This is a genomic window from Bradyrhizobium sp. 132 (assembly GCF_023074185.1).
Taxonomy (GTDB): Bacteria; Pseudomonadota; Alphaproteobacteria; order Rhizobiales; family Xanthobacteraceae; genus Bradyrhizobium.
Map to the genome: position 1 here is coordinate 53,724 of NZ_JADPKY010000139.1, position 20,753 is coordinate 74,476.

A 20,753-nucleotide genomic window follows, 5' to 3' on the forward strand; every position below is an offset into this window, starting at 1 on the left:
TCAGGCTACCTGGGCCTTTAAGCCACCTGAGCCTTGGCCATCGGCACCACGTCGCGTCCCTTCAGGACGTCCATGGCCGCCAATACGCCGCCGCTCCGGTGCGGGATCTTAGCAAGATCGAGGCCCATCTCGACGCCGGCGAGCGTGCCCATCAGCATCAGATCGTTGAAATGGCCGATATGGCCGATGCGGAACACCTTGCCCTTGACCTTGTTCAGGCCGGTGCCGAGCGACATGTCGAAGGCTTCCAGCACCACCTTGCGGAAGGCGTCGGCGTCATGGCCATCAGGCACGCGCACGCCGGTCAGCGCCGGCGAATGTGCGGCGGGATCGGCGCACTGCGTCTCCAGGCCCCAGACTTTGACCGCAGCACGCGTCGCCGCACTGTGGCGCTTGTGGCGGGTCCAGGCGTTCTCAAGCCCCTCTTCTTCCAGCATCTTGACCGCTTCGCGCAGGCCGTAGAGCAGATTGGTCGCGGGCGTGTAGGGGAAGGTACCGAGCTTGTTGAAGCTGATCACCTCCTGCCAGTCCCAATAAGAGCGCATGCCGGGGTTGGCCTTGGCCATCGCGAGCGCCTTCTCCGAGACGGCATTGAAGCCGAGGCCCGGCGGCAGCATCAGGCCCTTCTGCGAGCCGGCGACCGAGACGTCGATGCCCCAGGCATCGTGTTCGTATTCAATCGAGCCGAGGCCGGAGATGGTATCGACCATCAGCAGCGCCGGATGCTTGACCCGGTCGAGCAGCTTGCGCACTTCGAGCGGCGGCGTCACGCAGCCGGTCGAGGTCTCGTTGTGGACGACGCAGACCGCCTTGATCGCGTGCTGCTTGTCGGCCGCAAGCCGCTTCTCCATCTCGGCGAGATCGGCGCCATGGCGCCAGTCGCTCGGGATGAAGTCGACGTTGAGCTTGAACTTCTCGGCGATGCCGCGCCACAGCACGGCGAACTGGCCGGTCTCGCACATCAACACCTTGTCGCCGGGCGCCAGCACGTTGACCATCGCAGCTTCCCAGGCGCCGGTGCCGGACGAGGGGAAGATGATCACGGGCTGCTTGGTGCGGAACGCCCGCTGCATTCCGGCGAGGACGGCGAAACCGAGCTCGGCGAACTCCGGACCGCGATGGTCCAGCGTCGGCATGTCCATCGCCCGCAGCACCCGGTCGGGCACGTTGGTCGGTCCTGGAATCTGTAGGAAATGCCTTCCAGTATGCACGGTCATCGGCGTCCTTCCCGGTCTTGCCTTGATTTTGATGGCCGCCGAATAGCACCATTTGACCGGCTTGTCCCCTCTTCTAAAGGCGGCTCCCATGCATGGCCGGAGGGCGGCCGCCCCCTACTCTGCGGCCATACTCCCATCTCACCCTCCCTGAATGCTTTTTGTGGTTGTCGTCCGCGTGTCCCCGCGCGGTTTAAGTGCCGACCACTTTCAGATGCGGCGACGTATTGCCCTGCGGGCGCTGCTCCAGCAGCTTCATCGCGGCATCGACGCCGCCGGAGCGGTGCGGCACGCCCGCGACCGAAAGGCCCATCTCCACGCCGGTGAGCGCGCCGAGCAGCGTCAGCGCGTTGCATTCGCCGAGATGGCCGATGCGGAAGACTTTGCCCGCGACCTTCGACAGGCCCGAGCCGAGCGACATGTTGTAATTGTCGAGCACGATCTTGCGGAATTGATCGGCGTCATGTCCCGGCGGCATCAGCACCGCCGTGAGCACCGGCGAAAATTCCGATGGCTCCTGGCAGAGGATTTCGAGGCCCCAATGATTGACGGCGGCACGGGTCGCAGCAGCCAACCGCTGATGCCGCGCGAACACGTCGTCGAGCCCCTCTTCGAGCAGCATCGCGATCGCCTCGCGCAGGCCGTAGAGCAGATTGGTTGCCGGCGTGTAGGGGAAGAAGCCGTTTGCATTGGGCTTGAGCATCTCCTCCCAGTCGAAATAGGAGCGCGGCATCTTGTTGGTCTTCGCCGCAGCGCGCGCCTTCTCCGAGATCGCGTTGAAGCCGAGGCCGGGCGGCAGCATGAAACCCTTCTGCGAGCAGCTGACGCTGACATCGACCTTCCATTCGTCGTGGCGGTAGTCGACCGAGCCGAGCGAGGAGATGGTGTCGACCATCAGCAGCGCCGGATGCCCTGTACGATCGATCGCGGCGCGGATCTCGGCGATCCGGCTGGTCGCGCCGGTCGAGGTCTCGTTGTGCACGACCATCACGGCCTTGATCGCGTGGGCGGTGTCGTCAGTGAGTCTTGCCTCGATCACGGCCGGATCGGCGCCGCGGCGCCAGTCGCCGGGAACGAAATCGACCTCGATGCCGAACCGTCCCGCCATTTGGCGCCACAGAGTGGCGAAATGGCCGGTCTCGACCATCAGCACCTTGTCGCCCGGCGACAGCGTGTTGACGATCGCGGCCTCCCAGGCGCCGGTCCCCGACGAGGGGAAGATCACCACCGGGCCGGCGGTCTGGAAGATTTTCCGGCTGCCTTCGAGCACGGCCCGGCCGAGCTCGCCGAATTCCGCGCTCCGGTGGTCGATGACGGGCATGTCCATGGCGCGCAGGACGCGCTCGGGGACCGGGCTCGGCCCCGGTATCTGAAGGAAATGGCGTCCCTGATGCATGAAAACCTCCCTGTCGGCGGATTCTGGCCGGCTCTGCGAGCTAGTTTGCATTCATTTTTTGTACTTTCAATCAAAATTTGGTATTCGATTGTGAAGATCGACGCGACCAAACGAGCAAACTATTGTGCTGCAAATGAAATCCACGATTCCCGACACCGGGGTTCCGATTGCCCCGTCCGCCGCAAATGGCGGCGACCGCCAGGAGGCCTCGCTTCACGGCGAGATCCTGCTGCGGCTGCGCGACTACGTGGTCGAGGGCAACATTCCGGACGGCGCCCGCGTTCCCGAGCGGCAGCTCTGCGAGATGCTCGGCATCTCCCGCACACCGCTGCGCGAGGCACTGAAAGTGCTCGCCGCAGAGGGGCTGATCGAGCTTCTCCCCAATCGCGGCGCGCGGGTCCGCCAACTCAGCCAGCGCGATCTCGAGGAGCTGTTCGACATCATGGCGGGGCTGGAAAGCCTGGCCGGGCGCCTCGCCTGCGAAGCCATTACGGATGCGGAAATCGCCGCGATCGAGCAGCTGCATTACGAGATGTACGGCCACTATCTGCATCGCGACATGCACGGCTATTTCCAGATCAACCAGCGCATCCACGAAAGCATCGTCGCGGCCGCGCGCAACGAGACGCTGAAGACCGCCTACGCGAACTTTGCCGGGCGGATCCGCCGCGTCCGCTACTCCGCGAATTTCGCCCGCAAGCGGCAGCGCTGGGCCGAAGCGATGCGCGAGCACGAGACCATCCTCGACGCGCTGCGCCGCCGTGCCGCGAGTGAGCTCAGCGACATCCTGTTCCAGCACCTGCGCAACAAGCGGACGGCCGCGATCGAGCACCTGACCGAGCCCCAAGAGGGCGCTTCGGCCGCGCCGTGAGGGCAGCCGAGCCTGCTCATTTGCATTCATAATGTAATCGATCAGAAACAAGAATGAATACTCCAGTCCGGCCGTAGGCCTCGCTGGATCAGTCCGGGACCAGGGATGACAAACGCCTCCTCGCTCGAACGGCGCCTGCGCGCGGAAATGACCGGCGACGTCCTGTTCGACGGTTTCAGCCGCGGCCGCTACGCCACCGACGCCTCGTTCTACCAGATCGTGCCCGCGGGCGTGGTTGTGCCCAAGACCATGGACGAGGCCTTGCGGGCGCTGGCAATCGCCCGGGACGACGGACGCAAGGTCACCCCGCGCGGCGGCGGCACCTCGCAATGCGGCCAGACCGTCAATGACGGCCTTGTGGTCGATCTCTCGAAGCATCTGACCCGGATCCTGTCGCTCGACGTCGAGGCCCGCACCTGCGTGGTCGAGCCGGGCATCGTGCTCGACGACCTCAACCGCCAGCTTAGGAAGCACGGCCTCTGGTTTCCCGTCGACGTCTCCACGGCCTCGCGCGCCACCATCGGCGGCATGGCCGGCAACAATTCCTGCGGCGGCCGTAGCTTGCGCTACGGCACCATGCGCGACAACACGCTGTCGATGGAGGCCGCGCTCGCGGACGGCACACTGAGCCGTTACGGCGAGGTGGCGCGCGATCTCTCTGATCTCGATGCGAACGACAGCGCCCGCGCCCTGTTCCGCGACATGCTCGATCTCGGCGCCCGCGAGGCCGAGGAGATCGCCGCGCGCTTCCCGAAGGTGCAGCGCCGAGTCGGCGGCTACAATCTCGATGCGCTGGTGCCGCGCAATGCGCGCAACAACATGGCGCATCTTCTCGTGGGCTCCGAGGGCACTCTCGCCTTTACCACCAAGGTCGAGCTGAAGCTGTGGCCAGTGATCCGCAACAAGGCGCTCGGCATCTGCCATTTCGGCAATTTTTACGAGGCGATGGACGCCGCTCAGCATCTGGTCAAGCTGAAGCCGATCGCGGTCGAGCTGGTCGATCGTACCATGCTCGCGCTCGGCCGCGACATCGCGATGTTCCAGCCGATCATCTCTGCTGCCATCAAGGGCGATCCGGATGCGGTGCTGGTGGTCGAATTCGCTGAAGAGGATCAGGCGGATAATCTCGTACGCCTGAAGCAGCTCGGCGAGCTGATGGGCGATCTCGGCTTCGGCTGGAACAACGACAAGCGCAAATGGGGCGGCGTGGTCGAAATCATCGAGCCTGCGCTGCAGAGTGGCATCGCCGATTTCCGCGCCGCCGGCCTCAATGTCATGATGTCGATGAAGCAGGAGGGCAAGCCGGTCTCCTTTGTCGAGGACTGCGCCGTGCCGCTGCCGCATCTCGCCGACTACACCGCGCGGCTGAGCGAGGTGTTCGCCAGGCACGGCACCAGCGGCACGATGTACGCCCATGCCTCCGAGGGCTGCCTGCATGTGCGGCCGGTGTTGAATTTGAAGCTCGATAAGGACGTCCAGGCGATGCGCGCCATCGCCGAAGAGGCCTTCGAGCTGGTGCGCGAATACAAGGGCTCGCATTCCGGCGAACATGGCGACGGCCTGGTGCGCTCCGAATTCCACGAAACAATGTTCGGCGAGCGCCTGGTCGCCGACTTCCGCGAGGTGAAGCAGCGCTTCGATCCCGATGGCGTGCTCAACCCCGGCAAGATCGTCGACGCACCGAAGATGGACGATCGTTCGCTATTCCGCTTCAAGCCTGAGTATCGCGTCGCCGAGCTCAAGACAAAACTCGACTGGTCCGCTTATCCCGGGGCAGGCGGCGGTTTTCAGGGCGCGGTCGAGATGTGCAACAACAACGGCGCCTGCCGCAAGCTCGAAGGCGGCGTGATGTGCCCGTCCTACCGCGCGACGCGCAACGAGAAGGACGTCACGCGAGGGCGTGCGAACACTTTGCGGCTCGCCATCTCCGGCCAGCTCGGCGATGGCGCCTTGTCGTCGGACGAGATGATGGAGACGCTAAAGCTCTGCGTCTCCTGCAAGGCCTGCCGCCACGAATGCCCGACCGGTGTCGACATGGCCAAGATGAAGATCGAGGTGCTCGCCGCGCGTGCGGCGTCACACGGCCTGACCTTGCGCGATCGCCTGGTCGGCTACCTGCCGCGCTATGCCGGCCTCGCGTCGCGCTTCGCGCCGCTCGTCAATCTGCGCAATCACAGCCCGCTGCTGCGAAGACTGTTCGAGCGCTTCGCCGGCATCAGCGCGCGACGCGCTCTGCCCGCCTTCCGCAGTGATGTGTTCGTGCCGCCTGCGGACAGCGTGGGACCTGAAACCGGCCGCGAGGTCGTGCTGTTCGCCGACACCTTCAATCGCATCTATGAGCGCGAAAATCTCGAGGCCGCGCTGCGCGTGCTCGCGTCTGGCGGCTATCGCGTGCACCTGCCGAAGCCCGCGAGCGGCAGCCGGCCGCTGTGCTGCGGCCGCACCTTCCTGTCCGCCGGTCTCGTCGCCGAAGCCAAAGTCGAACTCGACCGCCTTGTCACCGCCTTCGCGCCCTTCGCCGCGCGCGGCGTGCCGATCGTAGGTCTCGAGCCAAGCTGCCTGCTAACCTTGCGCGACGAGCTGGCTTCGCTGCGCAAGGACAACGACGCCAAGGCCGTCGGCGCCCACGCGCTGACCTTCGAGGAATTCCTGGTGCGCGAGGCCGAGGCCGGCCGCCTGCAACTGCCGCTCGGCACGATCGCCGACAAGGCCGTGGTGCACGGCCATTGCCATCAAAAATCCTTCGGCGCCTTCAAGCCGGTCGAGCAGGTGCTGCGCCTCGTCCCCGGTCTTGAGGTCGAGACCATCGAGTCGAGCTGCTGCGGCATGGCGGGTGCTTTTGGCTATGGTGCCGACACGTACGATGCCTCGATCGAGATGGCCGAGCTGTCGCTGCTGCCCGCCGTGCGGAAGGCTGATCATGCGACGTTGGTCGTCGCCGACGGCACTTCCTGCCGCCACCAGATCCACGACGGCGCACAACGCCAAGCGCTTCACGCCGCCCGCGTGCTGGCAATGAGCCTCGACCGCGCCAAAGCCAATTCCACTTCAACCGCTGTAAAGGAACCCAGCCATGGCTGACCTCCCGCTCGACACCGCCCGAAACATCCTCGACGCCGCCTTCGCGAAAGCGGCCGAACTGAAGCTCAAGCCGCTTGTCGTCACCGTCCTCGACGCCCGCGGCGTGCTCAAGATCGCAGCCGCGCAAGACGGCACCAGCCTGATGCGCGCCGAGATCGCCCATGGCAAAGCCTATGGCGCGCTCGCCCTTGGCATGGGCTCGCGTGCGCTGTACCAGCGCGCGCAGGAGCAGGCCTATTTCATCAACGCCGTGAACACGATTGCAAAAGGCGCGATGGTGCCGGTTCCCGGCGGCGTACTGATCCTGGACGGCACGACCCTTCTGGGCGCAGTGGGCGTCTCCGGAGACACCTCCGACAACGACGAAGCGTGCGCGGTCGCGGGCATCCAGGCGGCGGATTTGAACGCGAACGCGGGGTAAAATTTGTCCGCCGATTGGTCAGCGGAAAGCTCGATGATCCCTTGGCGGCCCATCACCGCCGTAGGCCGGGCGTGGCTCGCCGCAAACATTGCGGCTAGAAGTAATTTCTAGAATTTCGCGTTACCTCCGGGGGTGTGTAACCGGCGGCGTTGCTCAGTTGGCCATCACGCGTGACACCGTCACCCGTGACGCATTTGAGCTAACGCACCGTATCGCACCGTGTGCGTACCGAGCGATAGCGCCGGAGACCTCATGACCAGGATCCGCACGGGGCCGTGCCATCCGGACTGGGGCCGCGCAGCGTGGCCGCAGTCCGCCATGAAGGCCAAGACCGAGTTCCGGTTGCCGCTGCCAGCCTTTGTGCGCGACATCGCGGTCTTCCGACGCAGGACTGGTGGCAGCTCGTCGCGAACGAAGGCAAGGGACTGCTTTCGACGCTGCCGTCAAGTAGGCTCCGATGACCACGTCAGCGGCATGAAGCGGCTCGCCGAGCTACGCGCGTGTTTCGAGGCGAACCGCGACATCCCCAAGAAAAACCCGAAGGATGTCAGGGCGCTTGAAGTCGGGTTCGCGGAAATGAGCGCGCGCTACCCCGGCGAAGTTCTCGCGCCAGCTGAGGCTGCTTTCGACGCGCGGGGTGCCTAGCCCGCGCGTATGGAAGCGCGTCGATCGGGGCGATCCCGGAAGCAGCCGGGCCGAAAGAGCAAGAGCGCCGCGCTAGTGCGAGGCTAAATCAAAGGCAAGCTAGATGCTCCCAGACCGCCATCAACAGCCAACTCCGCCTCCGCGCTCTTTCCCGAGAAGGCGCCCAACCATCGTTTCCGAAGCGGAGCCGCAAATATTGTTGTGGAGAAGCCAAAATGGAGCAGCTAACTCCCACTAGCTTCCCCAACTGGTTTGAGGCTCCCTCTCACGACCGGTACTCTTTGCCATAGAAGCGAGGCCAAACGCGGCCTTGCGCGCGGTAGACTTACCGCCGTGAGCACACAGGAAAGAACATGCACAAGAAGACGTTGAAGGTGACGGACATCGAGACGGTGCTCCGACGGTTGTCCGGCGCCATCGAAATGGATCAGATCTACGTCGATGGATTGCCCCGCGAGTCCTTTCTGAACGTCTACGACGACGCCCTCTGGCGCGACTGGCGTCACGACCACGGTGTTTTCATTGGTAAGCTGCTCGCGAGCGCGCATGCCATCAATTCCGCCCACCTGGAGCGACTGACGGAAGTCGCTTCCAGTTTCGACCCGGAAGTCATCGGGCAGATCATGCTAGAGATATTCGCTGAGATCGTCAGCGGCTCGTCGGCCGCGGGCTGCGAGACGGCCGATCATTTCGTCGAGTGGGTGACCGGCGAGGTCGTTCGGCTGGGGCGCGGCAAGCGGCCCAGCCGGTCGGCGCACAAGTCGATCGAGCAGTGGTTTTCTGACATCGATCCGTTGACGATCTCGCAAGATCCCGAATGCGGATATCCGCTTCCCTTCGATGCGATCCGCGCCAGCCGAGTCGCGTCGCAACAGACGCGCTGAGCGCCCGTCGGGGCCCAGACTTGGAACATCGCGGCGTTCGGCGCCTTCCGGAGTCGATCGCTGCCGCTCGAGAAGCGGCAGCGGCTGAGAGCGACCCTGACCTAGCATGCCGTCTGATAAAGCTTCGCCGGGATGAACCCTTAGCTGCCGGCCAACTGTTGGAACTGCTCGTCAAGCCGGTCTCCTCGACGCCAAGAGGCAATGCCAACGTTTGCAGCCTTCAAAGCAATCACCGCTTAGGCAGCCGTAGATTAGGGCTGTCTGAATGAAGCCTGAGCTCAGTCTGCGCGCCGCGCCCGCCATTCGGAGGCTTTCGAGCGATGTATCGCCGTCGGCAGCGCACTCCAGAAGCTTCGATGTGACAGAAGCTTTCTGTCCCATCGCAAGGACAGGAGCGTTGGCGCACCTTTCGTCCAGTATACGGCGCAGTAGATCCGCGCCGAGCCGAATCCGTCATCGCCGTGCTGCCGCAGAAGACGAAGAGCGGGAGCGCGTCGTCAGCAACGCGGGTGTCGTGGTAGCGCTGACAGGCAGCCAGAAGCGCGTCGAGCTTGGCGACGTGGCGGTGGATCTCTCCGATTGCGAAGGTGGTAGGCATCAGTGCAGCCGCCCCCTGCTTCGTCCGCACTCCGCCCACCGCGCGACGAAGGCCGGCGCGTCGATCGGATGCAGGTAGATTTGGGTGGTGTCGGCGTCGCCGACGACGCGGACCAGGTCGGCCAGGCGGCCGTCGACCACTAGCTCGCCGATCTCGATCACGCAGACGCGGCCTGGCCGGATGTTGGGCGTCTTCAAAACCTTCAGGCTGGCTCCTCACAGAAGAAGTGCATCCAGACCGGGAAGGCGGCGGCGAGCCGCATAGGCGAGCGAGCGAGATGTAGAACGCGAGCAACTCGTCGCGACCGAACGCGACCTCGAACTCCGGAACGAAACACCACCGCCGCTATCAGCCAGCCGAACAGAACCAGCATACAGGCCGACGACCCTTCGGAACATGCTCATGGTGTGTCCTCCTTTGACTCCGAACATCGCGTTGTGGTGCGCGATGGCCCGCTCCATCTCGGCGTCCGTCAGTTCCGTCCCACTGCAATAGGACGTCTCCGACCTTCGGACGGCAGACCATCCAACGGCGGCCTGTGTCGGTGGTGTCGGTGTCGGTCACGCCGCGATCCGTCCGGCACCAGCCTTGCAGCCAGAGCACATGCGATTGTGTTGCCTTCCGAGACGAAGGGATCGCCGCACTCATGCAGTTGCGCTTCTTGATGCCGGAGAGGTCGCGGGGCTTGCCCACTCGCTGCCGGCACCCTTGGTGATACCGATGCGGGAGAGCGCAGTCCGAATGGCGTTCTTGCTCGTGCCGAAGGCGAGCGCGATCTCGTCCGGCAGACGGCCGGGGTGGGCGCATCGCCATCTCGCGCAGGCGCTCGACGTTAGCGACGTACCGGTTGACCTCCGCCAGTCGCTTGTTCTTAGACCGTCCTCCGGACCGTCGAGGACGCTTCTGGCTCGGCACTCCGAGCCGCCGTCGGTGCAGGTCGATGAATCCGCGGTCCACACCGAATTTGGCGGCGATGGCGCCACTGTCGTTGCCGAATTCCTGGACCGCAGCCAGCAGCTGCTCGTCCGTGAACTTGCGGGGATCTCCTGCGCCACCGGCTCGGCCTGCGGACGGCACCGGCGCGGCAGGCGTCTTGGGTGATCGCCTGCGGCTTCTCGGGCGTGATATCGATCATGGGTCCCGCCTGCGCCCCCAGAACCGAGGCCACCATCAACTTGAGCAGATTCAGCGCGACGACGCCGCGCGCCTCCTCTGTCATCGGCTCCGCCAGGACGGCCTGGGCGCTCTCGGTAACGAACACCGCGAGTTCCGCGCGCTTGGCTGCGATCTGCTGTGCAATGCTCACGGCCTTCACTCCAATGTTGGCCGGCTCGCCGGCAAAAAGCTTGCCCATCACATCCTCATCGAAAGCGTGGGCCGGGCCACGACCTCGACGACCAGTGCCGGATCGAAATTCGGATTCTCGCGAGCGGCGAAATTCGGATAGCCCCTCGGGTTGCACACGACCCTGCAATCGCCGACGGTGTAGTCGTGGTTGCGGTGGACGTGCCCGTGCAACCAAAGCTGGGGCGCCGCGTCGCCCGTCATCAGGCGCTCAAGGTCGCTCGCGTAGCACCAGTCCAGGTCGGTCGAGCCCGGCCAGCGCAACAGCGACCGCGGCGACGGGGCATGATGCGTGACCACCACGGCCGTCTGGTCCTCGGGGCGCTCCGCCAGCGTCTTCTCGATGAACGCGACCGAGGCTTTGTGCGCGGCGATCGTCTGAGCCGGCTTCAGCATGTCGCGCGAGCGACCGGCGCCGGTCTTGATGGCGCGGTAGTCGTTCATCGACCTGGCCGCGTGCCGGACGGCTTCGGCGTGCGGCACGTAAGGCGGCCGGGTCATAAAATCGGTCCACAGCGTGGCGCCGATGAACAACACGTCGTCGATCTCGACCGATGAGTCGTTCAGCAGGATGATGCCCAGGTCCGCCGCGACCTCCGGCATTTGAGCGTTCTGCGCCTCCCAGGTCGTCTTGAGCTCCGGGTGGTGCTTGTCGTGGAAGCTGTAATAGTCGTGGTTCCCAGGCACGTACAGGACCTTCCGGCCGCGATCTGGCATGAGCTCGCGGATCTTCCGCAGCGCCAGCGTTCCGGGCGCTGCCGCATCGCCCGAGATCACCGTCACGTCGGACTCGACGTACGGCAGGCTGTCGAGGCCATTGCGCTCGATGTCCGTGTGCAGGTCGGCAATCGGGTTGATGCGCATCACGGCGTCAGTCCTCCGTCGAGATCGGCTTCGGGATCAGCCAGCGGCAGCAGCGTCGCGAGGTGCTGCTTGATCCGGCTCATCCGCACCGGCGCCCATCCCAGGACGTCGACGCCGATATCGCAGGACTGCCGATTGCCCGGCAGGCGGCCATGGTTGTGCCCGTACAACATCACCGCGCCTCTGCGCTGACGCGGCCAGACCCGCCATGCGTAATGACATAGAGTGACAGCGACGTTGTCGATCGAAGTGTGCAGGGCCTCGTGCGTGCTTGCCCACGGCAGTAGCGCCGGAACGTCGTGATTCCCGATCACCAGATGCTTCCGGCCGGCAAGGCTGTCGAACAGCGCACGAAGCGCCTTCGGGTCGCCGGCGCGGTGCGCGAAGTCGCCGACCACGATCACGTCGTCGGAGGCCTTCACGACCCCGTTCCATGCCGCCCGCATCGCATCGTTCATCTCGTGCGCGTTCGCGAACGGGCGACCGCAGAGCTTGATGATGCCTTCGTGAAAAAAATGCGGGTCCGCGGTCAAGAACGTCGACATCACGCGGCCTCGCGGACGCGGTAAACGCCGCGCATGTTGGCGTGAGCGGCAACGTCCTTCGGCGCGCGGCTCGGCAGCATCGCCGCAGTGGCCTTTGCCCCCAGGGCTGGGTAATGCGCTATCGCGATAGCCGTCTCCTCCGCCGACCACGGGCAGCGCTTGATCATAGGGACGCCGCGCCAGTTCGCCGCCCTTCTGATCGCATCCATGGTCCGGTGCGGCGGCAGAACATGCACGGCGCGACTGCCCTCGACCGGATAGACGCGGTCGAGCATCTCATACTCCTCAGGGGTCCAGCGCTTCGCCATCGGATCAGCCCAGCGCCGCAGCGGCGCTCGCAATCGCGTCGGGCTCGGCGTCGGGCGCGTACAGAGCGGCCTCCGCCTTGCCGATCGCGTCAAGCTCGGTGTCGACAACGACAGAGTGCGCGACGACGAGCGCGAAGGCGGTGTGCAAGTGCTGACGGGCGAGGCCGAGGTGAACGGTGTCGCCCTCCGTGATCCGCAGCGGTTCGATCGCGAGCGAGACGGCGTGGATCTGCTCGCGGACGGTCTCGACCGTGACGATGCCGGACGTCGCCGCCGAGACCGGGGACGCCGGGTTGCGCGCGTCGACGCTGAAGTCGTCTTCGGGGCCGCCGGCACCCCGATGGCCGCGGACGTCGACTCGGACGGCGTCAGCGTCTGCTGCACGTCGGCCTGATTGTCATCAGTCATCTGTTGCCTCCGGGATGCATTCGAAAAATCGTGGGTCCTTCGAATTTGAAGGAATCGCTTAACGATAAAAGCACCTATCCGTGCCAGTGTCAATCTCATGTACATCCTTTGTGTATCACAAAAACAGGAGATCAGAACATGGCAGGCGGCTCTCACACGAACTTCGACCCCGGCGCGTTCACGGTCGGCGCCGCCGGCGGCGCGCTCTCGATCGCCGGCGCGGTCGCGGCCGGCGTACAGAACTACGTCGCCGCGCGGGCCGAGAGGTGGGCGGCGTGGACGCTCGAGCAGCTGCGATGCGCTCTCGACCTGTCCGAGTCCTTGAGGTGCGAGCAGTACCGCGAACTGCTCGACGCCCGTGCGCGGGTCGCCGAACTCGAGCGCCAGATTGCCGACCGCGCTTTCGTTCTCAAGCGCGATCGGGCTCGATTGCTTCTAAAGCGGCGATAGCAGCAAAGCCCGCGGAGCCGAAAGATACCGGCTCCGCGGGCCACGCCGTGACCGTCAGCGGCTGCACTTTGCGGACGCCGGGAATCGAGAAGAGCCCGATCAAATGCGAGGAAATCGACATCTTGTCGGACTCCATCAGCACCGCGCACTCGTCGCGCGTCAGGCCTTGCAGCCATTCGCGGACCTCCCTCGGAGCCTTCGGCGGGGCCGCGACCGGCCCGTCGGCGATGATGGAGTCGACCGACCACGACATGATCGCGGCGGCGATCTCGTCATACATTTTGGTCATGTCGACCCGCGCCGGCGCGCTCTCGATCGGCTCCGGCATCCGCATCTCCGGAGGCGCGGCCTGGCCGCCGCCGGTCATCGAAGCGAGGTAGCGGAATGGCGCGACAAGCACCGCCGCTGCGACGCCGAACGCGCTTTTGAGCGCCGATATGATGGCAGAAATGATGGCACGCATGGTCGTCCTCTCCGTTGTCGACGGCCGCATCGAACACCGCCGGTCAGCAAGGCGCAAATCCGCAAGGATTAGTGCCCTATTGACAGAAGCCGTACACGCGACATACTGTGTAGCTCCCCAAAACATTCGTTGAAGGACTCGATTTTGCCCAAGCCTCTCAACAAACTTCCTGACGATCAGCCCGGTCGGCTCGCCGCCGTCGGCCTCGCGCTCTACGGCACCGCATGGCGCCGCCGCCTGGCCGCCGGCCTCAGCATCAGCCGATCGACGCTCTATCACTGGATTCAAGGCGAGCGGACGGAGCGCGACGTCGACGGCGATCTGATCGATCTCCTCGACCGCGAACGCGACCTCGCCGCCGCCCGCGGCGCCGACATCACGGCGCTGCGCCGCAAGCTGATCGATCACGGACGCCGCGATGCTCGCGCCGTCTGATCGCAACGCTCTTGTCAACGACACCGCGCCGTGGTCCGAGGGAGACAACGAGGCGCTGGCGGCCTTCTACGCGATGTCGCCGCGGCCGGCGCTCGACGAGATCTCCCGCATTCTGGGGCGAAGCGGACGCGCTATCCAAGCTCGCGCGAGCCGCCCGCAGTTGGCGCAGCGCACCGAGCGCGGCCAGATGCGCGCATGCATCGTCGGGTGCGGCCGGGCTTTCTATTCCACGCACAGATTCGACCGCTACTGTCCGATGTGCCGCCACTCCGAGCTGGTGAGGTGCGCGTGATGGCGGCGGACCTTTACAGGCTGTTCCCGATCAGGGATCTCGTCGGCACCTCCACGATCACCGTCGGCGCCGACACTTACACCATCGAACAGCTCGATCGCGGCTACGGCCGCGTCACTACCGAGAACGGCGAGCTCGTGATGCTCTACCCGCTGTCTATGATCCGCGATCGCGAGCTCGTGCGTCGGATGATCGTGACATGGCGCGACGGATTCGAGCGCGGCATGCGTGAAGGGCTCGCTCGGGGCCGAGACGAAAGGAACAGCGCATGAAGCGATGGCCGAACACCAAAAATTGGCGCTTGCTCGAAAGCACCTGCCGCACAATCGCCGGTCGGTCGTGGCGTCGGACGGCGGCGCAGATTCTCGGCGAAGAGACGCCCGACCTGCGTCGCATCTACGACCGCGATGACGTCGACGGCGCGACACTCGAGGCGATGCACCGCCGCCTGAAGGGCGCGACCGCGAGCTACCGCCAAGCCGCCCACAACCGCATCCACCGCCTCAATGAGGCCGGCATCGCCGTCGACCTCGCGGAGGAGGCCCGCCGTGAACGGATACGGACGGCCGTTTTCCTCGACCACCTCGACGCCACGTGCAAGATGGAGCCAGCCTGATGATCCTTCCGAGGCCAATGCGTTTCCCGCCCGCGTCCACCCGCTACGCGAAGCCGGCGATGGAGCCGAAGAACCCGACGCCCACTGGCGCCGTGATCCCTGTCGAGACGATCGAATACGACGAAGAAGGTCGCAGGATCCTCACCGCCCCGCTCGCGCCTCCGGAGCGGCCGGTGCCGACGATCATGCCGCCGCCGTCGGTGCGCCTTCCGCCGCCGACCCGCACGCCTTCCGGCGCCGGACTGTTTTACCCCGGCATGCCGCGGCGGGTGGTGAAGTTCCCGCCGGCGACCGTCAAGCCGTCGACCGCCGCGCATGCGGCGAAGGCACAGGAGCCGGCGCCGCGCGCGTTCCGCAAGACCGTGAACACGATCTGCCCCGACGACATCCCGTTCTAAGAGGCCGCCATGCAGATGCAGATGTTCGCGGAGTGCCGCAACGCCTCCGCCGAGATGTTGTCGGATCGCGGCCTGCGCCGCGCCATCGCCGCGATGCGCGACGACGAGCAAGCCGAATGGCCCTTCGTCGAATCCATCGGCGAACTCGGCGACCGGCGCGCTTGGGCCGTCGACGATCGCGGCGTCCGCTTCGTCGTGGTCGGGGGCACCGTGTTCGATGCCGACGACCTCGCCATCCTGAACGGCAAGCTGCGCGAGGCGGCCAAGGACGCGTTCGCTCGCCTGGATGCGGGTGCGGCATGAAAGTGACCGAATACACCATGGATCCGCGCAACGCGCCGGTCGTCTGCTTCCTGCAGTCCAGGCCGATTCAGATCGGGTCTGGTGGCTTCCTGATTTCGGTCGCCACCTTCCTCCAGACTGCCGGCTACCTGTCCCGCGGCCAATGGGAGTCCTTGGAGGGCATGATCAAGAAGAACAAGTGGGAGATTCCCGATGCGCTGCCGCCCGCTGTTGACGAAAACGGCGATCGGCACGTCGCTGAAAATCCAAACTGAGCGTTACTTTTCTGGGGTAGTAACGGGGGCGTACCTGGAAATCGGCGTACACGTGACGGCGTCACTCGTGACGGCGTGGGCTATCGCACTCTGATGTAGCGTAAAACAGCGTGCGATAGTGGGAAGCTAAAGCCAGTTCCCTTCCCATAGACAAAGCGCACTTTCGATGCCGCGCGCCCCGAAGTGCCGATACCCGCAGCACAGCCGAGCTCGTTCCCTCAGGCCACGTTCCCGGCCGCACTTGGGTCGAATTCCGGCGGGTCTCTAGAGCCAATCTAGTCGGCGTCCGGCGGCGCGGCCCTGGAGCCGCGTAGCTCGCCACCGAGAGCGTGCCAATTGAGGAGAGATCGTGCGCTGTGCGGGGGCGCTACGGAACACATGGACAAGCCCTAGCCCTGACGATTGCGAATCCGGCTCCGTGCTAACCGCCAGGAACGAGTCGGCGTCCGAAAGGATTCGTTTCGGCAGGATAACATTTTTGATGCTGATGACGAAGGAAAGACGACCGGCAGTCCTGACGCTGCGAGGCTGGGCGCTCGATGTGCTGCAGGAGGCCGGCGCCATCCACGAATGCGAGGAGCACGGCTGGGCCAAAGACCGGGCCGATCCGCACGCACGCGAACGCGCCATTGATTTCGCTCGTCAGGATCCGCCGAACGGGATCTCTCTGGACGACGCCGTCGCGGAAGTCCGCGAGGTGTTGGATTCGATCGGCGATACCTGTCCAGATTGCATGCCGGACGAGGCTTGACGCCGACCCCGTCGGGGCACCTACAACTCAGTTTCGCGCGCGCCTTAGGGCAGCTGTCAGCTTCTCCTTCTCGCTGCTCCACCGGGTTTCTTCGGCGTCGATACGCTTCTGTATCTTGGCCCGTTCGCTCTCGAGAGTTTCGGCCCGATCATCGTGATCCCGCTGCGCCTTTTCCAGCGCCGCCTGCGCATTCGCGACCAGCTTGTCGCGCCTGGCGCGTTCCTCTTCCCTCGCCGCCTCTTCCTTTTGCGCGCTCGGCCTCGCGCCGCCTCTGCACGCGCTCGAACTCGGCGGCAGCCTTGCGGGCGGACTCCTCGCTCACCTCAGGGGCACGATGCTTCTTGGGCGCGAGTCGGCTTTTCTTACGAACGCTGGCGGTCCCGCTGCCCTCTCGGCCGGCAAGTCTGAGTGGCAAAGCGACCGCTCGATCCCGCGGGACGCCTGAGCACTACCCCGGCTTCGACATGGTGGCGGCAACCACGTCGGAATCCTCCGTCTCCTTGGCGAAACCCTGATGGAAGAGCTTGCTACCCACGCCCCAAGCCTCGAGCGCCGACTTCATCGACGGCGCGGCGATCGCGAGGTCGTAAAAATCCCAGCGATGTCTGGATTTCTTGAGATTCCTTGCCATGTCGGCGCCCGCTCGCTGCCAGTCAGCGTCGACGCGCGAACTACACTCCGAGCACGAAAGCGACGGCGAGGGATTGCAGCGGAGCCTGGACGGTTAGCTTGCGGAGTCCAGCCGCGCGTCCGGACGGCTCGTCGCGTGCAACGTCCACGTCGCTCCCGGGCTAGGCAACGCGATGGGCTCGCTGTTCAACACGCAGTTCACCGGCACGCCGATGATCCTGACCGCCGGCCAGCAGGAGCAAGGACACGGCTTGATGGAGCCCCTCCTCTACGGGCCCCTCGTCCGCATGGCCGAACCATTCGTGAAGTGGGCAGTGGAAGTTACGCGTCTCGAGGACCTGCCCCGCATCATGCGCCGCGCGGCCAAGATCGCCACGACGCCCCCGACCGGTCCGGTCTTCATCTCCCTGCCCGGCGACATACTGAACGCCGAAGCCGACATCGACCTCGGCCGCAGCACGCGCATCGACGCTCGCGTCGCGCCCTCCCGAGAGGTTGTTGCAAATTTGGCGGCACGGATCCTTGCGGCCGACATGCCGGCGATCGTCGTCGGGGACGAGGTCGTGAAGAGCAACGCGCTCGAGGAAGCCGCCGCGTTCGCTTCTGCGGTCGGGTGCCCTGTCTACCAGCAGACCATCGCCTACGGCGCGCATTTCCCGTCCGAGCATCCGTGCTTCGTGGGCGCGCTCCCGCGCGACCAACGCCAGACCGCTAAAATTCTCGGAGCACGAACCGCTGCCGCCGGGGATCGCCGTGGTTCAGATCGGCCTTGTCGATCACGATATCGCCAAGAACTTTCCCGTGGAGATCGCGCTGAAGGCCGACGTCAAGGAGACGCTGCGAGAATTGGTCCCCGCGATCGCCGCAGCGGGAGGCGAGAAGCGCGCGTCCGGCCGCATCGCGGCGATCGAGCCGAAGAATTGGGCGGCGAGGCGCGCGAAGCTGGTCAGTGAGATCGCGCAGCACGCTGAGGCGGTACCGATCGATCCCGATTGGGTGGCGCTCAAGGTGGTGGACGCGCTGCCTGCGGACGGAATCCTCGTCGACGAAGGCTTGACCTCGTCGCGATACATGTCGGCGCTGAAGACCCACCGCGACCGCTACGGCTACCACCAGATGGCGTCCGGAGGCATCGGCTGGGGCCTGCCGGCGGCGGTCGGTGCCAGTCTTGCCAACCCGGGGCGCCCCATCGTGTGCTACGAAGGGGACGGCAGCGCGATGTATTCGATCCAGTCGCTCTGGACCGCGGCCCACCACGGCCTGCCGATCACGTTCGTCCTGCTGAACAACGGCGGCTACCGCATCATCAAGCAGCGGTTGCAGGCCTTCCACGGCACGAACCACTTCGTCGGCATGGACTTCCAGGATCCGCCGGTCGACTTCACGACCGTCGCCCGAGGACTCGGGCTTGAGGCCGTACGCGTCACGTATCCCGCCGACCTCGAGAAATCGCTCTCTTCGGCCATCGGCCGGCGCGCCCCGACGCTGATCGAGGTGCTGATCGATGGCACTGTTTGACCGACAGTCGCGGCTCGAAGACAAGGTTGCCGCGTCAATTCTAACTCCCTAGCCTGCGCTAATCACCGCGAACACGCCCGAGCTAAGCTTCGTCGGCGGCAACGCGCACCCCAAACATCCCATTCTTCGCCTCTCAGGAGTGATGGGAAGCTAAGGAAAGATCCATAACCCGTGGGGATTTCGGGACGAGGCAATCTGGAGTGACCGTTGAGCCGGGCTTCTGGAAACGCCGCTTCGGTGATCGTTGGCATGTTGTCGCCCGAGACGGAGGAAATCGCGCCGAGCACAAGAGCACGCTCGGGAACTCAGTCATTGCTAAAGCGCTCGCAGAGGGCCGTCCGGTGGTCGGCATCGCGACCTCGACCAGCATGCTGCCGTCCACTCTGATCGCCAGTGTGGATCAGACGATCAATCTCGCCACCCCGACCGGCGGCACACTGAAAAAGGTCGTCGAAAGACAGCTCGGTCGAGCCGTTGCCTTTCCTGTGCCCTCGCTGGTCGGGATCGGATTGGACATCGACGATCTCGCCGCTACTTTCCGGCCAGGATCGACCTCTCGCCAGATCGTCAGCCGCGTGGAGCGGGCCACGACGAGGAAGATCGGTTCCGACGATGATGATCGCTTGCCTTCTCTCGAGACCGCCTTCGAATTCGGAGCGACTAGAAGCTGGGCGTTAGACCTTGCGCAGGATCTCGAAGATAGAGTTAAATCAGATATCGCGATCTCTGATCGTATTTGGAGAATCGGGTACCGGCAAGACGATTTTCGCGAGGCTGGTCTCCCGCTTTCTAGGCCTCCCCCTCCTTGCTTTTTCCATAGCGAATCTCTTTGCAAATTCGGACGGAATGCTTGGCGGTGTGGTCCAAGCGACCAACGCCATGTTCGAAAGAGCGCACGCACCTAGAAGTTGTTTTTTGTTCTTAGATGAACTTGACGCTCTACCTGATCGTGCTACCCTTTCTCCGCGCGGCCGTGATTGGTGGCTACCTGTAGTCGCAAATTTGCTGGTCAAGCTGGATGGAGCTTTTTCGCGCGGGGGCCAGACGCGCAGCGGTACCGGGCGTGGCGACGAAATAGTCTTTATCGGCGCTACGAATTATGTCGAACGTATCGATTCCGCGTTACTGCGGCCGGGTCGCTACGAACGGTGTATCGAGATTAGCCGTCCGGATCTTGCCGGTACGATCAATATCCTCGCCCATTACCTACCTGAGATCGAGGACGCCGATCGTGCCGAGCTTGGGCGGCTCCTTCGCGGATCGACCGGCGCCGAACTCATGATGGTGGCGCGCGACGCGCGGCGGATCGCGCGCCGTGAAGCGCGCGCCTTAGAGGCTGAGAACGTTCGTTCGGTTGCGCTCCCTGACGAGGCGATTCCCTCTGTGCGTCTGCGTCGGATCTGCATTCATGAAGCGGCGCACGCGGTCGGAATCTTGGCATTGGCCTGCGGCACGTTGGTCGGCATCGTCATTCAAACGCGGGTCGGCGAGGCCGCTCGAACCCAGATCGCCTACGACAATGACGACGTGCCGACCCGGCGCGATTTCGAGTGCCGTGTCGTCGCCGCCCTGTGCGGTCGCGCGGCCGAGCGATTGCTTGTCGGAGAGGTCTCTGTTGGCAGCGGTCTCAGTGATCAGAGTGACATGGCGATGGCCACGCGACTGATCGGATCGCTTCACACCACGGGTCTCGCCGGCGAACTCGCGTTCACAGCAGACCAGGGGCATGCCCTTGAGGCCGTGTCGCGCGACCGGACGCTGCGCCGTCGGGTAGAAGCCGATCTCGTCCGCTTGGAAAAGGAAGCCGAGCGGCTCGTTAAACGAAATCGGCGTGCGATCCTAGCGATCGCCGACGCGCTTGCCGAGACCCGATACCTCTCAGGCGAAACGGTCCGCCACATGCTCGACAGCACCAAGTGGCCGCACGGCTCTAAACCATCATCGAAGTATGGAAGCGGACATGACTAGGGTCTGTTGGGATTCAGGATTCTCATCGGGGCTTGGTTGTGATTCAAGCTTGGGATGGACCGATTCGTTTTGACTGACGCCCAATGGGCGAAGATG

25 protein-coding genes and 1 pseudogene are annotated in these 20,753 nt (G+C 64.7%); 18 read left to right on the plus strand and 8 right to left on the minus strand.

The genetic code is table 11. The features are described from left to right. Window positions 1–17: 17 nt before the first annotated feature. A complete protein-coding gene (locus IVA74_RS30875; RefSeq protein WP_247350549.1) occupies window positions 18–1,217 on the minus strand; it encodes an aminotransferase class V-fold PLP-dependent enzyme in 1,200 nt (399 codons plus the stop codon). A gap of 190 nt (window positions 1,218–1,407) precedes the next feature. After that, entirely contained in the window at window positions 1,408–2,661 is a 1,254-nt protein-coding gene (locus IVA74_RS30880) for an alanine--glyoxylate aminotransferase family protein (RefSeq protein WP_247350551.1), read from the minus strand. Between the two features lie 82 nt (window positions 2,662–2,743). Between IVA74_RS30880 and IVA74_RS30885 the strand changes: the two genes are divergently transcribed. The 5 genes from IVA74_RS30885 to IVA74_RS30905 all read left to right on the plus strand — a co-directional run bounded on the left by IVA74_RS30885 (window position 2,744) and on the right by IVA74_RS30905 (window position 8,512). Next, the gene (locus IVA74_RS30885) at window positions 2,744–3,481 is read left to right on the plus strand and encodes a GntR family transcriptional regulator (protein WP_247350555.1); all 738 of its coding nucleotides are present in this window, start codon (window positions 2,744–2,746) and stop codon (window positions 3,479–3,481) included. Window positions 3,482–3,586: 105 nt separating this feature from the next. Beyond that, window positions 3,587–6,562, plus strand: a complete 2,976-nt coding sequence (locus tag IVA74_RS30890) for an FAD-binding and (Fe-S)-binding domain-containing protein (protein ID WP_247350558.1) — start codon at window positions 3,587–3,589, stop codon at window positions 6,560–6,562. Further along, window positions 6,555–6,983, plus strand: a complete 429-nt coding sequence (locus tag IVA74_RS30895; protein ID WP_247350561.1) for a heme-binding protein — start codon at window positions 6,555–6,557, stop codon at window positions 6,981–6,983. The genes IVA74_RS30890 and IVA74_RS30895 overlap by 8 nt, the downstream gene beginning before the upstream one ends. 318 nt (window positions 6,984–7,301) lie before the next feature. Then, a complete protein-coding gene (locus IVA74_RS30900; RefSeq protein ID WP_247350564.1) occupies window positions 7,302–7,628 on the plus strand; it encodes a hypothetical protein in 327 nt (108 codons plus the stop codon). A gap of 353 nt (window positions 7,629–7,981) precedes the next feature. Further along, window positions 7,982–8,512 (plus strand): hypothetical protein, encoded by a 531-nt coding sequence (locus tag IVA74_RS30905; RefSeq protein ID WP_247350567.1) that lies wholly within the window; start codon window positions 7,982–7,984, stop codon window positions 8,510–8,512. A 597-nt stretch (window positions 8,513–9,109) separates the two neighbouring features. Here the strand turns inward: IVA74_RS30905 and IVA74_RS30910 are convergent. After that, window positions 9,110–9,307 carry a hypothetical protein gene (locus IVA74_RS30910; protein ID WP_247350569.1) on the minus strand — a complete coding sequence of 66 codons (198 nt, stop codon included), beginning with the start codon at window positions 9,305–9,307 and terminating at the stop codon, window positions 9,110–9,112. Between the two features lie 544 nt (window positions 9,308–9,851). Here IVA74_RS30910 and IVA74_RS30915 point away from each other — a divergent pair. Continuing rightward, window positions 9,852–10,211 carry a hypothetical protein gene (locus tag IVA74_RS30915; protein ID WP_247350572.1) on the plus strand — a complete coding sequence of 120 codons (360 nt, stop codon included), beginning with the start codon at window positions 9,852–9,854 and terminating at the stop codon, window positions 10,209–10,211. Window positions 10,212–10,463: 252 nt separating this feature from the next. Here the strand turns inward: IVA74_RS30915 and IVA74_RS30920 are convergent, their stop codons facing one another. The 3 genes from IVA74_RS30920 to IVA74_RS30930 are packed head-to-tail and all read right to left on the minus strand — an operon-like array spanning window position 10,464 to window position 12,171. Continuing rightward, complete coding sequence (locus tag IVA74_RS30920) at window positions 10,464–11,318, minus strand: metallophosphoesterase (RefSeq protein ID WP_247350610.1); 855 nt, start codon at window positions 11,316–11,318, stop codon at window positions 10,464–10,466. Next, on the minus strand, window positions 11,318–11,863 hold the full coding sequence (locus IVA74_RS30925) for a metallophosphoesterase (protein WP_247350575.1): 546 nt from the start codon (window positions 11,861–11,863) through the stop codon (window positions 11,318–11,320). Before IVA74_RS30925 ends, IVA74_RS30920 begins: the two co-directional genes overlap by 1 nt. Then, the gene (locus IVA74_RS30930) at window positions 11,863–12,171 is read right to left on the minus strand and encodes a hypothetical protein (protein ID WP_247350577.1); all 309 of its coding nucleotides are present in this window, start codon (window positions 12,169–12,171) and stop codon (window positions 11,863–11,865) included. The genes IVA74_RS30925 and IVA74_RS30930 overlap by 1 nt, the downstream gene beginning before the upstream one ends. Before the next feature lie 115 nt (window positions 12,172–12,286). Here IVA74_RS30930 and IVA74_RS30935 point away from each other — a divergent pair, with 115 nt between their 5' ends. Both IVA74_RS30935 and IVA74_RS30940 read left to right on the plus strand, forming a co-directional pair. After that, entirely contained in the window at window positions 12,287–12,565 is a 279-nt protein-coding gene (locus IVA74_RS30935) for a hypothetical protein (protein ID WP_247350579.1), read from the plus strand. Between the two features lie 152 nt (window positions 12,566–12,717). Next, a complete protein-coding gene (locus IVA74_RS30940) occupies window positions 12,718–13,029 on the plus strand; it encodes a hypothetical protein (protein ID WP_247350581.1) in 312 nt (103 codons plus the stop codon). On the opposite strand, the gene IVA74_RS30945 is transcribed toward IVA74_RS30940, so the two are convergent. Then, complete coding sequence (locus tag IVA74_RS30945) at window positions 12,989–13,492, minus strand: hypothetical protein (protein WP_247350582.1); 504 nt, start codon at window positions 13,490–13,492, stop codon at window positions 12,989–12,991. The genes IVA74_RS30940 and IVA74_RS30945 overlap by 41 nt on opposite strands. 144 nt (window positions 13,493–13,636) lie before the next feature. Here IVA74_RS30945 and IVA74_RS30950 point away from each other — a divergent pair, with 144 nt between their 5' ends. The 8 genes from IVA74_RS30950 (at window position 13,637) to IVA74_RS30985 (ending at window position 16,541) form a co-directional block, all read left to right on the plus strand. Beyond that, entirely contained in the window at window positions 13,637–13,927 is a 291-nt protein-coding gene (locus tag IVA74_RS30950) for a hypothetical protein (protein ID WP_247350584.1), read from the plus strand. Next, the gene (locus IVA74_RS30955; protein WP_247350586.1) at window positions 13,911–14,219 is read left to right on the plus strand and encodes a hypothetical protein; all 309 of its coding nucleotides are present in this window, start codon (window positions 13,911–13,913) and stop codon (window positions 14,217–14,219) included. Before IVA74_RS30950 ends, IVA74_RS30955 begins: the two co-directional genes overlap by 17 nt. After that, window positions 14,219–14,491 carry a hypothetical protein gene (locus IVA74_RS30960; protein WP_247350588.1) on the plus strand — a complete coding sequence of 91 codons (273 nt, stop codon included), beginning with the start codon at window positions 14,219–14,221 and terminating at the stop codon, window positions 14,489–14,491. Before IVA74_RS30955 ends, IVA74_RS30960 begins: the two co-directional genes overlap by 1 nt. Beyond that, window positions 14,488–14,835 (plus strand): hypothetical protein, encoded by a 348-nt coding sequence (locus tag IVA74_RS30965; RefSeq protein WP_247350591.1) that lies wholly within the window; start codon window positions 14,488–14,490, stop codon window positions 14,833–14,835. Before IVA74_RS30960 ends, IVA74_RS30965 begins: the two co-directional genes overlap by 4 nt. Next, entirely contained in the window at window positions 14,835–15,233 is a 399-nt protein-coding gene (locus IVA74_RS30970; RefSeq protein WP_247350594.1) for a hypothetical protein, read from the plus strand. The genes IVA74_RS30965 and IVA74_RS30970 overlap by 1 nt, the downstream gene beginning before the upstream one ends. Window positions 15,234–15,242: 9 nt before the next feature. Then, a complete protein-coding gene (locus IVA74_RS30975; protein WP_247350597.1) occupies window positions 15,243–15,536 on the plus strand; it encodes a hypothetical protein in 294 nt (97 codons plus the stop codon). Continuing rightward, window positions 15,533–15,790 carry a hypothetical protein gene (locus IVA74_RS30980; RefSeq protein ID WP_247350602.1) on the plus strand — a complete coding sequence of 86 codons (258 nt, stop codon included), beginning with the start codon at window positions 15,533–15,535 and terminating at the stop codon, window positions 15,788–15,790. Before IVA74_RS30975 ends, IVA74_RS30980 begins: the two co-directional genes overlap by 4 nt. A 481-nt stretch (window positions 15,791–16,271) precedes the next feature. Next, window positions 16,272–16,541 carry a hypothetical protein gene (locus tag IVA74_RS30985; RefSeq protein WP_247350604.1) on the plus strand — a complete coding sequence of 90 codons (270 nt, stop codon included), beginning with the start codon at window positions 16,272–16,274 and terminating at the stop codon, window positions 16,539–16,541. A 448-nt stretch (window positions 16,542–16,989) separates the two neighbouring features. On the opposite strand, the gene IVA74_RS30990 is transcribed toward IVA74_RS30985, so the two are convergent. Then, window positions 16,990–17,172, minus strand: a complete 183-nt coding sequence (locus tag IVA74_RS30990; protein ID WP_247350606.1) for a hypothetical protein — start codon at window positions 17,170–17,172, stop codon at window positions 16,990–16,992. A 109-nt stretch (window positions 17,173–17,281) separates the two neighbouring features. Between IVA74_RS30990 and IVA74_RS41305 the strand changes: the two are divergent. Together IVA74_RS41305 and IVA74_RS31005 are read left to right on the plus strand one after the other, a co-directional pair. Then, a pseudogene (locus IVA74_RS41305) lies at window positions 17,282–18,689 on the plus strand (thiamine pyrophosphate-binding protein); the annotation flags it as partial. A gap of 681 nt (window positions 18,690–19,370) precedes the next feature. Beyond that, complete coding sequence (locus IVA74_RS31005; RefSeq protein ID WP_247350609.1) at window positions 19,371–20,657, plus strand: AAA family ATPase; 1,287 nt, start codon at window positions 19,371–19,373, stop codon at window positions 20,655–20,657. Window positions 20,658–20,753: the final 96 nt, after the last annotated feature.

Excerpts from the sequence above, each read along its gene's own strand:
- IVA74_RS30875 (WP_247350549.1), bottom strand. The coding sequence starts at position 1,217 with ATGACCGTGCATACTGGAAGGCATTTCCTACAGATTCCAGGACCGACC.
- IVA74_RS30880 (WP_247350551.1), bottom strand. The coding sequence starts at position 2,661 with ATGCAAACTAGCTCGCAGAGCCGGCCAGAATCCGCCGACAGGGAGGTT.
- IVA74_RS30885 (WP_247350555.1), top strand. The coding sequence starts at position 2,744 with ATGAAATCCACGATTCCCGACACCGGGGTTCCGATTGCCCCGTCCGCC.
- IVA74_RS30890 (WP_247350558.1), top strand. The coding sequence starts at position 3,587 with ATGACAAACGCCTCCTCGCTCGAACGGCGCCTGCGCGCGGAAATGACC.
- IVA74_RS30895 (WP_247350561.1), top strand. The coding sequence starts at position 6,555 with ATGGCTGACCTCCCGCTCGACACCGCCCGAAACATCCTCGACGCCGCC.
- IVA74_RS30900 (WP_247350564.1), top strand. The coding sequence starts at position 7,302 with ATGAAGGCCAAGACCGAGTTCCGGTTGCCGCTGCCAGCCTTTGTGCGC.
- IVA74_RS30905 (WP_247350567.1), top strand. The coding sequence starts at position 7,982 with ATGCACAAGAAGACGTTGAAGGTGACGGACATCGAGACGGTGCTCCGA.
- IVA74_RS30915 (WP_247350572.1), top strand. The coding sequence starts at position 9,852 with ATGGCGTTCTTGCTCGTGCCGAAGGCGAGCGCGATCTCGTCCGGCAGA.
- IVA74_RS30920 (WP_247350610.1), bottom strand. The coding sequence starts at position 11,318 with ATGCGCATCAACCCGATTGCCGACCTGCACACGGACATCGAGCGCAAT.
- IVA74_RS30925 (WP_247350575.1), bottom strand. The coding sequence starts at position 11,863 with ATGTCGACGTTCTTGACCGCGGACCCGCATTTTTTTCACGAAGGCATC.
- IVA74_RS30930 (WP_247350577.1), bottom strand. The coding sequence starts at position 12,171 with ATGGCGAAGCGCTGGACCCCTGAGGAGTATGAGATGCTCGACCGCGTC.
- IVA74_RS30940 (WP_247350581.1), top strand. The coding sequence starts at position 12,718 with ATGGCAGGCGGCTCTCACACGAACTTCGACCCCGGCGCGTTCACGGTC.
- IVA74_RS30945 (WP_247350582.1), bottom strand. The coding sequence starts at position 13,492 with ATGCGTGCCATCATTTCTGCCATCATATCGGCGCTCAAAAGCGCGTTC.
- IVA74_RS30955 (WP_247350586.1), top strand. The coding sequence starts at position 13,911 with ATGCTCGCGCCGTCTGATCGCAACGCTCTTGTCAACGACACCGCGCCG.
- IVA74_RS30960 (WP_247350588.1), top strand. The coding sequence starts at position 14,219 with ATGGCGGCGGACCTTTACAGGCTGTTCCCGATCAGGGATCTCGTCGGC.
- IVA74_RS30965 (WP_247350591.1), top strand. The coding sequence starts at position 14,488 with ATGAAGCGATGGCCGAACACCAAAAATTGGCGCTTGCTCGAAAGCACC.
- IVA74_RS30970 (WP_247350594.1), top strand. The coding sequence starts at position 14,835 with ATGATCCTTCCGAGGCCAATGCGTTTCCCGCCCGCGTCCACCCGCTAC.
- IVA74_RS30975 (WP_247350597.1), top strand. The coding sequence starts at position 15,243 with ATGCAGATGCAGATGTTCGCGGAGTGCCGCAACGCCTCCGCCGAGATG.
- IVA74_RS30980 (WP_247350602.1), top strand. The coding sequence starts at position 15,533 with ATGAAAGTGACCGAATACACCATGGATCCGCGCAACGCGCCGGTCGTC.
- IVA74_RS30985 (WP_247350604.1), top strand. The coding sequence starts at position 16,272 with ATGCTGATGACGAAGGAAAGACGACCGGCAGTCCTGACGCTGCGAGGC.
- IVA74_RS30990 (WP_247350606.1), bottom strand. The coding sequence starts at position 17,172 with ATGGCAAGGAATCTCAAGAAATCCAGACATCGCTGGGATTTTTACGAC.